A 14,115-nucleotide genomic window follows, 5' to 3' on the forward strand; every position below is an offset into this window, starting at 1 on the left:
GTCCAGATACTACCTTATGAATCCCGACGCTTACCCTAGACTGGCGCTCTTCACACCCAAAGGCATTACCCATGGCACTGGATACCTGGCTCATTTACCTGCTGGCCAGCATCGGCTTGTCCCTGACCCCTGGTCCGAACAGCCTGCTGGCCCTGACTCACGGAGCACTCTACGGGGCCCGTCGCACCTTGTTCACCATCGTTGGCGGCGTGTTCGGCTTCAGCGCACTGATCGCCTTGGCGATGTTTGGCCTCAGTGCGCTGCTGCACACCTCAGCCTCACTGCTGCAGGTGCTCAAATGGGTGGGCGGAGCCTATCTGCTGTGGTTGGGCATCCAGCTCTGGCGCAGCCCGGCGATGTGCCTGGAGCTTGCCGAGGGCGCCGCGCGACTGGGCAATGGCGGGCTGTTCCGCCAGGGCTTTCTGTCGGCCATGGCCAACCCCAAGGTGTTGTTGTTCTATGGTGCCTTTCTGCCGCAGTTCATCGACCCACAGCGCGGGCTGGCGATGCAGTTCGTGATCATGGCGGCGACCTTTGCCAGCGTGGAGTTCGTGGTCGAGTACCTGCTGGCACGCCTGGCCTTCCGCGTGCGCCCTTGGCTGGCGAAGGGCGGCCGCGGCTTCAATCGCTGCTGCGGGACGTTGTTCGCGCTGATCGGCGTGGCGCTGCCGCTGGGCCGTTAAGCCGGGGCTACACTCAGGGGCCTGACGAGCGTAACGCGCGAGGCCCCCATGCCCGACAACCTGTTCATCGACCTTCCCCCCTTTGACCCACACGCTGCCGAGCAATTCGATGCACTGCTCAATCGTCCGGGCATTCGCATCGAGCGCATCGTCTCCAGTGGCCAGGCCAGCCCGCCTGGCTTCTGGTACGACCAGGCCGAAGGTGAATGGGTGCTGCTGCTCAGCGGCAGTGCTGGGCTCAGGCTTGAACACGAGCCACAAGCGCGGCTGCTGCGCCCCGGCGATCACCTGGACATCCCGGCCCATTGCCGGCACCGGGTGGAGTGGACCGAGGCCGGCATCGCCACGGTATGGCTGGCAGTGTTCTACGGCAGCTGAAGTTGAACAACCCCGGTTGGCCCACCCTGCAGCCGGTAGAAGCGCCAGGGCAGCATCACCGCCGCCACCGCCAGGCCGCAGGCAAAACCGACCCAGACCCCGACCGGGCCCAACGGCGAATGAAACGCCAGGCTATAGCTGAGCGGCAGCGCCAGCAGCCAATAGCTGATCAAGGTCACGCCCACCGGCCAGCGGTAGTCCTGCAATCCACGCAAGGCGCCCAGCGCCGTGGACTGCAAGCCATCGGCGATCTGCATGGTCGCGACCACCACGAACATCGGCACGGCGATGGCGATCACCTGAGGGTCGTCGCTCATGGCCTCGGCGATCGCCCGGCCAAACACCACCAACAGCAAGGTACTGGCCACCATCCAGGCGCTGACGCTGATGAACGTGGCGCTGCCAATGGCTTTGAGCCGCGCGGTTTCGCCACGCCCCTGGGCTTGGCTGATGCGGATGCTCACCGCCGCCGCCATGCCCAACGGCAACATGTACAGCAATGAGCCGATCGATTGCACCACCTGGTTGGCGGCCAGCGCCGCGGTGCCCAGCCAGCCCAGCATCCAGGCCGCGATCACTACGGCGCCAGCCTCGGCCAAGTATCCCAACCCCAGCGGCCAGCCCTCCCCCATCAGCGTGCGCCACGCCAGTCGCGGGCCCAAGGGCGTTTGTCGGTAGGCCGACAGCGAAGGCGCCAGCCGCCAATAGGCAAACGCCAGCAGCACCGCCAGGGATTCGGCCAGCACACTGGCGATACCAGCGCCCATCAAGCCCAGCGCCGGCAGGCCGAAGTGGCCGTGGATCAGGCCATAGCTCAAGGGGATGTTGAACAGCACCGCACTCATCACCACCAGCACCGCCACCCACGGACGACCGATGGCTTCAAGCACGTCCTTGAATACCACGGCCAGGCAGAACGGGATCAAGAACACCGCCATGGCCTGCCAGTACGGCGTCAGCAGTTTTACGTCCGGCAACGGCACGCCGGCCCATTGCAGCACCGGCAGGATGCCGAGCATCGCCAGGCAGCCGAGGATACCGACCAACAGGCCGTAACCCAGCCCCGCTCGCAATGTACGTGCCACGGTGTCGGCATCGCCGGCACCGAAGGCATGACCCACCCGCACGCTGAGGGTGGCGAGCATCCCGTAGAGCCCGGCGTGGAAGATCAACCCGGCACTGGCCGTGAGCGACACGCAGGCCAGCACCAGCGTCCCCAGCGAGGCCAGCATCAACGTGTCCGTGAGGCTGATCAGCTCACTGGCCGAAAGGCCCAGCACCAGCGGCAAAGCCAGGCGCAGCAAGCCTGGCAGCTCGGCAAGCCAAGTGCGTTGAGGGTGCGACAAGGACGCAGACATGGGAAAACCTCCAATTAGCATACGCCGCGTATGCTAATACCCCTTATTGACATACGCAACGTATGCTAATTTGCGCTCATCGTATTTCCCTGGAGTTGCCGATGCCTGCCCCTCGTCGTACCCGCGCCGCCATGAGCGCCGAAACCACCGAGCGACTGATCGCTGTGGCCCGCCGCCAATTTGCTGAAAAGGGCTTCACCGCCGTGGTCATGGACGAACTCTGCGCCGAGGCCGATCTCACCCGGGGTGCCTTGCATCATCATTTCGGCGGCAAGGCCGGACTGTTCACCGCGGTGGTGACCCATCTGCTCGAGGAGATCAATCAGGCGCTCGATGAGCGTTTCGCCACCCATACCGATCCGTGGGAGGGTTACCTGGACACCTGCCTGCACTACTACGACCTGCTCCACGACCCTGCCTTGCGCCGGATCCTGCTGCAGGATGCCCCCGCCGTGCTCGGCCCCCGCCTGCGTGAACTCGAAGAAGAAAGCTACATCGGCCCCATGGCCGCTGGATTGATGGACCTGCAGCAGGCCGGCGTACTGCGTGACTTCGACCCGGTGGCGATGGCGCATCTGATCAATGGAGCCATGGGCGACAGCGGCATGTGGGTGATTGCCCAGGACGACCCGCAACAGGCGGCAGAACGGGTCAAGACGGCCCTCAAGTGCTTGATGGAAGGACTGCGCCGCCCCGAATCCATTGCTTCACAGTAAAAACCTTTTGCGTACTCACAGGGCTTTCTTTGGCGATTTTACCTGCATGATCTAATCTTTTTATCGATGTTTTATTGATCAAGACCTGCGACAATCTGCCCTGAAAAATAATGTACCAACTTGTTAATTAGCTTGCTAAGGGCCTAAACTGCGCAGAGTCCCACCTGCGAGATCCCTGGCAATGACACAGACACCCCGCGCCTCTGGCGCCTCAACATTCATCTTGGTCGGGCTCGGCGTGATCATCGCCCTGCTCGGCCTGCTCCTGGCCGCCGGCGGCATCAAACTGGCCGGCCTGGGAGGTTCCTGGTACTTCCTGCTCGGCGGCCTGGCCATGGCCATTGCCGGCGTGCTCATCGCCCGCCGCAAGCCAGCCGGCGCCTGGCTGTTCGCCGCCTTCCTGGTCGCCACCGCGATCTGGGCCGTGCTCGATGCAGGCTTTACGTTCTGGCCGCTGTTCTCGCGGCTGTTCATGTTCTCGGCCATCGGCCTGGTGGTGGCGCTGGTCTATCCGATGCTGGTGCGCGCCAGCGGTGGCAGCACCGGCCGTGGCGCCTACGCAGTGGCCGGGGTGCTGGCCATCGCCTTGGCAGTTGGCGTTGGCAACATGTTCGTCGCCCACCCCAGCGTCGCCCCCACCGGTAAAGGCCCGGGCATGACCCCGGTCGAGCCCGGCCAGGCACAGAAAGACTGGGCTCACTACGGCAACACCGAAGGCGGCAGCCGCTTCGCCGCGCTGGACCAGATCAACCGTGACAACGTCAACAAGCTCAAGGTCGCCTGGACCTACCACACCGGCGACATCGCCCTGAGCGACGGCAACGGTGCCGAAGACCAGCTGACCCCGCTGCAGGTGGGCGACAAGGTGTTCATCTGCACCCCGCACAACAACCTGATCGCGCTGGACGCGGACACCGGCAAGGAGCTCTGGAAAAACGCGATCAACGCCCAGTCCAAGGTCTGGCAGCGTTGCCGGGGCATGGCCTATTTCGACGCCAGCGCCAAGATCGCCCAGCCGACCCAGCCCAACAGCTCGCCGATCGTCGCTGCCAGCATCCCGGCGGGTGCCAGCTGCCAGCGCCGACTGCTGACCAACACCATCGATGGCCGCCTGATCGCTGTCGATGCCGACACCGGCGCGTTCTGCGAAGGCTTCGGCAACAACGGCCAGGTCGACCTCAAGGCCGGTCTGGGCAATGTGCCGGACTCCTACTACCAACTGTCCTCCGCCCCGCTGATGGCCGGCACCACCGTCGTGGTCGGCGGTCGGGTGGCCGACAACGTCCAGACTGACATGCCAGGCGGCGTGATCCGCGGCTTCGACGTTATCACCGGGCAGATGCGCTGGGCGTTCGACCCGGGCAACCCGCAGGAGCGCAATGCCCCGCAGGGTGACCGCACCTACGTGCGCAGCACGCCCAACAGCTGGGCCCCGATGTCCTATGACCCGGCGATGAACACGGTCTTCCTGCCGATGGGCAGCTCCTCCACCGACATCTATGGTGTCGAGCGCAGCGAGCTGGACCACACCTATGGGGCCTCGGTGCTGGCCCTGGACGCCACCACCGGCAACCAGAAGTGGGTGTTCCAGACCGTGCACAATGACCTGTGGGACTTCGACCTGCCCATGCAGCCGAGCCTGATCGACTTCACCCAGGACAATGGCAAGACCGTCCCGGCTGTGGTGATCGGCACCAAAGCCGGACAGATCTACGTGCTCGACCGTGCCACCGGCAAGCCGCTGACCCAGGTCGACGAAGTGCCGGTCAAGCCGAGCAACATCCCCAACGAGCCGTATTCCCCGACCCAGCCCAAATCGGTCGGCATGCCGCAGATCGGCGCGCAGACCCTGACCGAATCGGACATGTGGGGCGCCACCCCGTATGACCAACTGCTGTGCCGCATCGACTTCAAGAAAATGCGCTACGACGGCCTGTACACCGCACCCGGCACCGATCTTTCGTTGAGCTTCCCAGGCTCGCTCGGTGGCATGAACTGGGGCAGCATCTCCACCGACCCGGTGCATGGTTTCATCTTCGTCAACGACATGCGCCTGGGCCTGTGGATCCAGATGATCCCTTCGCAAAACAAAGGCCAGGCCACCTCTGGTGGTGAAGCGCTGAACACCGGGATGGGCGCTGTTCCCCTCAAGGGTACCCCCTATGCGGTGAACAAGAACCGCTTCCTGTCGGTGGCGGGCATCCCGTGCCAGGCACCGCCTTTCGGCACCCTGACCGCCATCGACATGAAGACCCGTCAGATCGCCTGGCAGGTACCGGTAGGGACTGTCGAGGACACCGGCCCCCTGGGCATCCGCATGCACCTGCCGATCAAGATCGGCCTGCCGACCCTCGGCGGCACGCTGTCCACCCAAGGTGGCCTGGTGTTCATCGCCGGCACCCAGGACTTCTACCTGCGCGCCTACGACAGCGGCAATGGCAACGAGATCTGGAAGGCCCGCCTGCCTGTCGGCAGCCAGGGCGGCCCGATGACTTACGTCTCGCCCAAGACGGGCAAGCAGTATGTGGTGGTCACTGCGGGCGGGGCGCGGCAGTCCCCTGACCGGGGCGACTACGTGATGGCATATGCCCTGCCATAAACCGCGCCGTCTTCTTCGCGGGTAAACCCGCCCCCACAGAGACCGCGTCGCACCCTTGGTGGGTGAACTACTGCCACAAAGGCTCGATGCCGCCTTTGTAGCAGCGGTTCACCCACGAATGGGCCCTCACTGACAACCCGAGACTCCGTAATGCCCCGCGTTATTCGCTTCACCCCCGCTCTTGCGCTGGCCCTGGCCAGCACCACCGCCCTGGCTGACGGCGACCTGATGACCCGCAACACCCTGACCGGCGACTGGGGCGGCTTGCGCCACCAGCTCGAGGAAGACGGCATCACGTTCACCGGCGACTACAGCGGTGAAACCGCCTACAACACCCACGGCGGCCTGCACCGCTCGGCACGCTACTCGCAGAACCTCAAGCTCGGCGTGCAGTTCGATCTCTCGAAGCTGTACGGCCTGGACAACGCTGGCAAGGTTCAGCTGACGGTAAACGACCGCCGCGGCAACAGCGCCTCCGAGGACCTGGTGGGCAACCGGCTGCCGATCCAGGAAAACTACGGCGGTCTCTACACCCGCCTGACCGAACTGAGCTATGAGCGCACCCTGTTCACCCCGGCACTGAACGTCAAGCTGGGCTACATGGCCATGGGCAACGACCTGGGCGGGCTCGACAGCGGCATCCTGTGCAACTTCATGAACGCCGGTTTCTGCGGCCATCCATTGAACATGTCTGGCGGCAGCGGCTGGACCAACTACCCCAACGCCCACCTGGGCGTGCGGGTCAAATACGACCTGTCACCGGCCTGGCAATTGCGTGTCGCAGCGTTCAACGTCGATCCCGAGAGCAACGGCAACGCCAGCCGCGCCTGGCACCTGGGGCCCAAACACACCACCGGCACCGTGGTACCGGTCGAGCTGGTGTACAAGCTGCAAGGCGAGCTGCCTGGTGAGTACAAGCTTGGCTACTACTACGACAGCTCCGACGCCAAACGCATCGGCAGCAATGACGAGGTGTCCGGTCGCGGCGGCCATTACCTGCTGATCGACCAGGCCGTGTGGAACGACGCGGCCTTGGCCGGACGCAGCCTGCATGCCTTCGGCCAATACTCCGCCTCGAGCAAAGCGGCCTCGCCATTCACCAAGTGGTATGGCGCAGGCGTCGTGCTGTACAAGCCGTTCGAAGGCCGCCCGCGCGACACCCTGGCCCTGGGCTACGGGCGCGCCGTGCCCAACCCGCGCAGCCGCGATGTACTCGAAGACGCCGCCCAGGCCGCCGGGCAGGACTTCCCCCACCTGGACAGCGCCGAACAGTTGATCGAGCTGAGCTACGGTTACCAGGCCACGCCCTGGCTGAACCTGCGTCCAGATGTGCAGTACATCATCGAGCCGGGCGCATTCTCCGGGCAGAGCATCGACAATGCGTTGGTGGTGGGATTGCAGGTCAAGGCCAGCTTCTGATCGTTTGCACTTTTGTCGCGAAAGGGGCGCAGCGCGCCCCCACGATCTATCGAGCCTCGCTCAGATGCTCGACCAGGCGAAGCAACATTGCATCGCACGCCTTCAACTGCTCGACACTGACGAACTCATCGGGCTTGTGCCCTTGGTCCATGCTGCCAGGCCCGCAGACGACCGTCGCTATTCCCGCCTGATCGAACAACCCGCCCTCGGTACCGAACGCCACGGTGCCGAAGTCATCAGAGCCACTGAGCATCGCCACCAGTTGCGCCGCTTCGCTGTCTGCCGGGGTCGCCAGGCCGGGGTAGGCACTGAGCGGTTGCAGACGGATGTCACTGTCAGCACTGACCGCGCGCATGCGCGGCAACAGCTCGGTCTGGGCGTAGGTCTGTAACTGGTCGGCCACGGCCTGGGCCTCGAAGCCCGGCAAGGCACGCACTTCGAAGTCGAACTCGCATTCGGCCGGGACGATGTTCAACGCCCGCCCCCCTTTGATCACGCCGGTCTGCACGGTGGAGAACGGTGGGTCGAAGCGCTCGTCGTGGTGCTCGGGACGCGCCAGGCCATCGCCGATCTCGCCGAGCTTGCCGATCAGGCGCGCGGCGTATTCGATCGCATTGACCCCATAGGGCGCGTACGCCGAATGGCACGCGGCGCCATGCACCTGGCAGCGCATGGCCAGCTTGCCTTTGTGGCCCAGCACAGGCTTGAGCTCGGTGGGCTCGCCAATCAGGCACAAGCGCGGCTTGTGGGGGCGTTGCTCGAGAGCAGCCAGCATGGAGCGCACGCCCAGGCAGCCGACTTCCTCATCGTAGGAAAACGCCAGGTGCACCGGCCATTTCAACGGCTGCGCCAGAAACGCCGGCACCGCCGCCAGCACCGAGGCGATGAAGCCTTTCATGTCCGCCGTGCCACGCCCGTACAGACGCCCGTCCCGTTCGGTCAACGTGAAAGGCTCGACGGTCCACGCCTGACCCTCGACCGGCACCACGTCGGTGTGCCCGGACAACACCACCCCACCACGGTCCGTGGGACCAATGGTGGCGAACAGGTTGGCCTTGGTGCCCTCTTCGTTGTGGAACAACTCGCAGTCCACACCCAGCCCGGCCAGGTAATCGCGAATGAAGCCGATCAGCTCCAGGTTGGACTCGCGGCTGACGGTGGCGAACCCCACCAGCCGGGCCAACAGTTCGCGGCTGTTCGACTCATTCATCGCCGGGCACCCCATAGCTCGGCGCGGCCGTAGGGTTCAACGCGCGCGTTACGTAGTCCTGCATCTGTGGGCGGTAGTCCTGCCACAGTTTGTCCAGGGCGCCGATCGGGTCTTCATCCGCCCAGTCCACCCGCAGATCGACCAGCGGCCAGGTCAGCTCACCGGCGATCTTCATCGCCGCCGAATGCACCGGCCCCGCTTCGCCACCAGCGGCCATGGCCGCATGCATGGCCGCCAGCAGACGATCGGCCAGGTGCCCTGCCGTTTGTTCGAAGGCCGCGACCATGGCCTCGATCACGTGGATCGACGACAACAGGTTGCCCGCCGCCGCGCACTGCTCGCCCGCCACCGCGTTGTGCACACCCAGCGCTTCCTTGCCGGTGAACAAGGCCACCTGCCCCTGGCTGTCGATCACCGTCACCTGGCGGTACTCGCTCCAGCCATTGGCCGTGAGCACCCGGTCCAGCGCCGCAGCCGGCAACTGCCCCTGCTCCAGGGCATCGAGAATCTGCGGGCCCAACGCAGGCAGGGTGATGTTCTGAGTGGCCACCGCGCCGACGCCGGCACGCACCCAAGGGCAACGCGCACCGACCGCGATGCTCGACGAGCTGATGGCGATACCGAGCTGGCCGGTTTCCTGGCAACGGCCAATGATGGAGAAAGTCATGTTCTGTGGCTCCTGTGGGTCTGTCCAATGCACTGCGAAAACAACTTTTCGCGCGAATGGGGGCATTCTGGGCAGAAGCCATTGGCCCACGAAACCAACTTTTTCCTAGGACCAGAAAAGGAAAAAACTAAGGCAATAAAACATAAAGAAAGATTGCACTTCCAAAGGCCGACAAACATAGCTCAAAGCCCCGTCACTCAAGGCCTTCGGTAATTTATAGGCAAGCATTAGCTAAATAATATTTTCGCGATTCAAAGCACATCCCTAGTCTGGCCCCAGGCAAAGGCGGTACCCAACCGACCTGAATAAAACCGCCTTCCAAGAAGGGCTCAGACATGACATTGAACAATATCGAAATCGACACCCTCGTGGTCGGCGCCGGCCAGGCCGGCGTGGCCATGAGCGAACACCTGAGCAAACTCGGCGTGCCGCACCTGGTGCTGGAACGCAAGCGCATCGCCGAGGCCTGGCGCACCGGGCGCTGGGACTCGCTGGTCGCCAACGGCCCGGTCTGGCATGACCGCTTCCCAGGCCTGGAATTCGACATGGACCCAGACGCCTTCGCTGGCAAGGACCAAGTCGCTGACTATTTCGAGCGCTACGTCCGCAAGTACAACCTGCCCGTGCGCACCGGCATCGACGTGAAGAAAGTCGTGCGCAACGCTGATCGCCCAGGCTTCACCATCGAAACCAACGAAGGCGTGATTTACGCCAATCGCGTGGTGGCCGCCACCGGCCCGTTCCAGCGCCCGGTGATCCCGGCAATCGCCCCCAAGGACGAGCGCCTGCACCAGATCCACTCGGCGGCCTACTACAACCCCGAGCAACTGCCCGAAGGCGCCGTGCTGGTAGTCGGTGCCGGTTCCTCCGGCGTGCAGATCGCCGAAGAACTGATGCGCGCCGGACGCCAGGTGTACCTGTCGGTGGGCGCCCACGACCGTCCGCCGCGTGCCTACCGCAACCGCGACTTCTGCTGGTGGCTGGGTGTGCTGGGTGAATGGGATGCGGAAATCGCCAAACCTGGCCGTGAGCACGTGACCATCGCCGTCAGTGGCGCCCGCGGCGGCCATACCGTGGACTTCCGCGCCCTCGCCCACCAAGGCATGACCCTGGTCGGCCTGACCCAGTCGTTCGAAGAGGGCGTGGTGCGTTTCCAGGCGGATCTTGCCGACAACATCCGCCGTGGCGACGAGAACTACCTGGCCCTGCTGGACGCCGCCGATGCCTACATCGAGCGCAACGGCCTGGACCTGCCGGAGGAGCCTGAAGCCCGCAAGCGCCTGCCCGATCCTGAGTGCGTCAGCAATCCGCTGCGTGAACTCGACCTGGCCAAGGCTGGCGTCAACACCATCATCTGGGCCACCGGCTACGGCGTGGACTTCAGCTGGCTGCAGGTCGACACCTTCGACGCCAATGGCAAGCCGCAGCATCAACGCGGCGTGTCCCGCGAGCCTGGCGTGTACTTCCTCGGCCTGCCCTGGCTGTCGCGCCGTGGCTCATCGTTCATCTGGGGCGTATGGCACGACGCCAAGCATGTCGCCGGCCACATCGCCACCCAACGTACCTACCTGGCCTACCGCGATCGCGAGCAGCGTGAAACGGATGCCGAGCAGTCCCCAACCTCGATCAAGAAAGTCAGCACCCTCGGAGCGCACTGATGCCTACCCATACCCGTATCCGCATGTTCAACACCAAGGCGACCTATCCCAATCAGTCGCTGGACAACGACCTCTGCCAGGCAGTGCGCGCCGGCAACACCATCTACGTGCGCGGCCAGGTCGGCACCGACTTCGAAGGCCGCCTGGTGGGCCTGGGCGATCCTCGTGCCCAAGCCGAGCAAGCGATGAAGAACGTCAAGCAACTGCTTGAGGAAGCGGGCTCGGACATGTCGCACATCGTCAAGACCACCACCTACATCACCGACCCACGCTTCCGTGAGCCGGTGTATCAGGAAGTCGGCAAATGGCTCAAAGGGGTGTTCCCGATCTCCACCGGGCTGGTGGTGGCAGGCCTGGCCCAAGCTGAATGGCTGATGGAGATCGATGTCATCGCCGTGGTGCCGGATCAGGCGTAACACCTCAGCATCTCAGGGGCTGCTTGGCAGCCCCCTCGCGGGCAAGCCCGCTCCCACTTGGGTGACCTTGAGGGAGCGGGCTTTCCTGTTCAGGGCGGTTGAAAAATCAGAGCTTTGCCAGTTCTTCCCGGCAGAAATCGACGAACAACTGCGCAGGCTTGGTCAGTTGCACACGCTTCAACCGTGCTGCCGCCAGGCCCGACAATGCTACTGGCTCGGCGATGTCCACCGTCACCAGCCGTTGCCCATCGTAGGTGTATTCGGAATGTGGCCGGGTCACCAACAGCGAAAATCCGAACCCCTGCCCGACCATCCCCCGCACCATCTCGATCGATGGCGAACTGAAGACAATGTTCGGCGTCAGGCCCATCTCATTGAACAGGCTGACGAAGTAGGTACGACTCGGCGCCACGTCGAGCAGGATCATCGGCTCCGGGCATAGATCACGCAGCGATACCTGGGCCTGACTGGCGAAGCGGTGTTTCTCCGGCAGCAGCACATAGGGCTTTTGCGGTGGCATCAAGGGTTCGGCTTCGATGGTGCCGTCCAGGTCATGATCGTAGAGGAAGGCCAGATCGAACGTGCCAGCGGTCAGGCCTTGGATCAAGTCCTGCTGCTCGCCATCGCGCAGACGGATGTCCACGCCCGGATAACGCTCGCGAAAGCCTGCGATCAACCTGGGCAGGTACAGCGGCGCCACTGTCTCGAAACAGCCGATATCGATCTGCCCCGCCACAGTGTCGTTGTCAGCCAAGGCGTTCTGCTCGAACTCGTGGGTCATCTGCAGCAAGGCTTTGGTCTTGGCATAGAAGCGCTTGCCGCTGGGCGTCAGCGAGACGCCCTGGGCGTGGTGGCGGATGAACAGCTGGACGCCGAAGCTCTCCTCCAGGCTCTTGATGGCCGTGGAGATCGACGGTTGTGCGATGTACAACTGACGCGATGCCTCGGCGACGCTGCCCGCCTCCACCGTGGTGACGAAATACTTGAGTTGACGCAAGGTATAGGAAGCCACAGGCACCTCTCTGACGCCGCGTACGGCGTAGCGGATTTTTCCTGCCACCTTACCTCAGCGCCGGCCCCCCTGGCGCCTGGCCGAGCAAGGATTTGCCTATGGGCTGAACATATTTTTCATAGCACGAGCGCAGCCGTGAGGTTCAGCCTACGCAAAAGGGCCGCATAGCAGCCCCGACATCCGAAAAGCCCTGCCTGTTGAGGGCCGTTGCGATGTCACATTGCGTAAGCATGGGATGCGTTCACTGCACCACCCCGCACGCGACGCGGGCGCCACCGCCGCCCAGTTTTTCAGGATGGTCGCTGTGGTTGTCGCCACCGGCATGCACCATCAAGGCATGCCCCTTGAAATCTTCTACCTTCAGCCGTGGCGCCAGTACAGGCGTCGTGGCCTTGCCGTCGGCACCGACATACAACGCTGGCAGGTCGCCCCGATGGCCACCCGCGTCATACGGCCCCTTGTGAGCATTGGTCGCCGCCGGGTCCCAGTGGCCCCCGGCGGCACCGGCCGGCACAGGCTTGCCGTTTTCCTCGGCCGGGTCGCACGAAGGGCGCTGGTGCAGGTGGAAGCCGTGCACACCGGGAGGCAGATCGGCAAGATCCGGGGTGAGCAACGCGCCATAGGGCGTCTGTGCAAGGGCGACCGTTCCGATCGAGTTGCCAGGACCGTCCGGGCCAGCGAGCTTCAATTCCACCTTTTGGTCGGCCTGGGCAAGGCCGGCGGTGACCAGCAAGGCGGTCATTACCAGTGCTTTCATGTGATTTCTCCTTGGTTTGGAACAACGGACGTCTTACCTGCAGAACACGCCACCTGACAGGTGGACTACGTACGCTGCCAGCGATTCCATTCGATCGCAGTCAGACGTACTTCTGTCTTGTGTAAGGAACCTCTACGAGGTTTGCGTTTTCTACCCGACATCCACTCAAGGAGGGCTGCACCATGCTCGATCCCGCAACCGGCATGCAACCAGGCGAACGCTACACCGTCGACAACGAGGAGCGCACCTGGCAATTCTCGGGTTTCTTCCTCGATGGCAGGTATTACCTGGACACCAATCTCAACAGCGCAGTCGGCTGGCTGGAAGGTACCCGGTTCTATTACGACGATGTCGACCCCGATGGCCAGCCGATCTTTCCAGACCGACTGGCCGGCACCGTCGAGGACCTGGTGTTGACCCTGGTCGATGGCGCGACGCTCAAGCTCGAAGGCTCGCTGCAAGGTCATCCGAGCGACGCGCGCAAAGGCCTTTGAGCTGCGAGCGTCGGATCACACCCACCGCCTGAGAAGTACAGGCGGTGGCGTGGGCGAGATCAGTGCCGATCTGCAACGACGGTCAATCGAAGTCCCAGTATGGCTGGCAGTGGCCCACCTCAGTCCACCCGGTACCCTCAGGGCACGACGGTTCGAGGGTCCAGTAGCTCAGCTGTAGGTTGTCCGCGGTGCTGGCCTGGACAAACGGTGACACCGTCGTCTCAGGAGCGGACTCGGTGCTGTTGGCAAACTGGGTCAAGCCCGCGGTCATCAACAGCGCGATTAAGGCAAGTTTTTTCATTTCGTTTTCTCAAGTATTTCTGACTTCAATGGCGCAGGCGAAGCGTCCCGACCCGCCTCCCGACTGGTGAGAGGCCTTGCCCTTCACCCATGCCCACTGTCGTCTGGCAACGATCCATCTGCCATCGGGAAATCTACCCGATCATCACGCTGAATTAATGTCGCGTTCGAGCTCCGTCCTACGGCTGTCCTCGAGACATCGTTCAGCTTGTTTCAGATTCCACCGACTGCACTGAATCGGCGAATCTCACACCATTGCGGCGAAAATACTTCCCTAGGAAAGGAAAACAAATGCCGCTCGATAGAAAGTCAAAAACAACAGGGCATCATGGAATTATGAATCGCCCCTGGTTTCGTAGACACCTCCAAGCCTCATAATGAGGCCCAAATAGGAGGTGCCATGAGTCGTCAGCGTTACCCCGAAGAATTCAAGATCGAAGCGGTCAAG

The 14,115-nt window shown here is 63.5% G+C and carries 12 protein-coding genes and 2 pseudogenes; 9 read left to right on the top strand and 5 right to left on the bottom strand.

What is annotated here, in order from left to right; all coding sequences use genetic code 11:
- The first annotated feature begins 71 nt into the window (after positions 1–71).
- Positions 72–683 (top strand): LysE family translocator, encoded by a 612-nt coding sequence (locus tag ACNFCH_RS23685; protein ID WP_416744129.1) that lies wholly within the window; start codon positions 72–74, stop codon positions 681–683.
- Between the two features lie 48 nt (positions 684–731).
- Positions 732–1,061: a cupin gene (locus ACNFCH_RS23690; RefSeq protein WP_416744131.1), complete on the top strand. Its 330-nt coding sequence runs from the start codon at positions 732–734 to the stop codon at positions 1,059–1,061.
- Here ACNFCH_RS23690 and ACNFCH_RS23695 read toward each other — a convergent pair.
- Positions 1,049–2,419, bottom strand: coding sequence for an MATE family efflux transporter (locus ACNFCH_RS23695; protein WP_337158381.1), 1,371 nt, complete (start codon positions 2,417–2,419; stop codon positions 1,049–1,051). The two genes, ACNFCH_RS23690 and ACNFCH_RS23695, sit on opposite strands and share 13 nt — an antisense overlap.
- Before the next feature lie 101 nt (positions 2,420–2,520).
- Between ACNFCH_RS23695 and ACNFCH_RS23700 the strand changes: the two genes are divergently transcribed.
- The 3 genes from ACNFCH_RS23700 (at position 2,521) to ACNFCH_RS23710 (ending at position 7,153) form a co-directional block, all read left to right on the top strand.
- Positions 2,521–3,135 carry a TetR/AcrR family transcriptional regulator gene (locus tag ACNFCH_RS23700; RefSeq protein ID WP_416744133.1) on the top strand — a complete coding sequence of 205 codons (615 nt, stop codon included), beginning with the start codon at positions 2,521–2,523 and terminating at the stop codon, positions 3,133–3,135.
- Between the two features lie 181 nt (positions 3,136–3,316).
- Positions 3,317–5,734, top strand: a complete 2,418-nt coding sequence (locus ACNFCH_RS23705; protein ID WP_416744135.1) for a glucose/quinate/shikimate family membrane-bound PQQ-dependent dehydrogenase — start codon at positions 3,317–3,319, stop codon at positions 5,732–5,734.
- A gap of 150 nt (positions 5,735–5,884) precedes the next feature.
- Positions 5,885–7,153, top strand: coding sequence for a carbohydrate porin (locus ACNFCH_RS23710; RefSeq protein WP_416744137.1), 1,269 nt, complete (start codon positions 5,885–5,887; stop codon positions 7,151–7,153).
- Positions 7,154–7,199: 46 nt separating this feature from the next.
- Here the strand turns inward: ACNFCH_RS23710 and argE are convergent, their stop codons facing one another.
- Positions 7,200–8,363, bottom strand: coding sequence for an acetylornithine deacetylase (argE, locus tag ACNFCH_RS23715; RefSeq protein ID WP_416744138.1), 1,164 nt, complete (start codon positions 8,361–8,363; stop codon positions 7,200–7,202).
- Complete coding sequence (locus ACNFCH_RS23720; protein ID WP_070091203.1) at positions 8,356–9,030, bottom strand: DUF1028 domain-containing protein; 675 nt, start codon at positions 9,028–9,030, stop codon at positions 8,356–8,358. Before ACNFCH_RS23720 ends, argE begins: the two co-directional genes overlap by 8 nt.
- A gap of 301 nt (positions 9,031–9,331) precedes the next feature.
- Between ACNFCH_RS23720 and ACNFCH_RS23725 the strand changes: the two are divergent.
- Both ACNFCH_RS23725 and ACNFCH_RS23730 read left to right on the top strand, forming a co-directional pair.
- Positions 9,332–10,688 (top strand): annotated as a pseudogene (locus ACNFCH_RS23725) (flavin-containing monooxygenase).
- The gene (locus ACNFCH_RS23730; protein ID WP_043211317.1) at positions 10,688–11,104 is read left to right on the top strand and encodes a RidA family protein; all 417 of its coding nucleotides are present in this window, start codon (positions 10,688–10,690) and stop codon (positions 11,102–11,104) included. The pseudogene ACNFCH_RS23725 and the gene ACNFCH_RS23730 overlap by 1 nt, the downstream one beginning before the upstream one ends.
- Positions 11,105–11,210: 106 nt before the next feature.
- Here the strand turns inward: ACNFCH_RS23730 and ACNFCH_RS23735 are convergent, their stop codons facing one another.
- Both ACNFCH_RS23735 and sodC read right to left on the bottom strand, forming a co-directional pair.
- On the bottom strand, positions 11,211–12,116 hold the full coding sequence (locus ACNFCH_RS23735) for a LysR family transcriptional regulator (protein WP_337158388.1): 906 nt from the start codon (positions 12,114–12,116) through the stop codon (positions 11,211–11,213).
- 241 nt (positions 12,117–12,357) lie between these two features.
- Entirely contained in the window at positions 12,358–12,873 is a 516-nt protein-coding gene (sodC, locus tag ACNFCH_RS23740) for a superoxide dismutase [Cu-Zn] SodC (protein WP_337158389.1), read from the bottom strand.
- A 182-nt stretch (positions 12,874–13,055) separates the two neighbouring features.
- On the opposite strand from sodC, the pseudogene ACNFCH_RS23745 reads away from it, so the two are divergent.
- A pseudogene (locus ACNFCH_RS23745) lies at positions 13,056–13,319 on the top strand (short chain dehydrogenase); the annotation flags it as partial.
- 236 nt (positions 13,320–13,555) lie between these two features.
- Positions 13,556–13,738, top strand: coding sequence for a hypothetical protein (locus ACNFCH_RS23750; RefSeq protein ID WP_337158390.1), 183 nt, complete (start codon positions 13,556–13,558; stop codon positions 13,736–13,738).
- Positions 13,739–14,115: the final 377 nt, after the last annotated feature.

The sequence above is a fragment of the Pseudomonas sp. NY15354 genome (genome assembly GCF_048068075.1).
Classification (GTDB): Bacteria; Pseudomonadota; Gammaproteobacteria; order Pseudomonadales; family Pseudomonadaceae; genus Aquipseudomonas; species Aquipseudomonas guariconensis_C.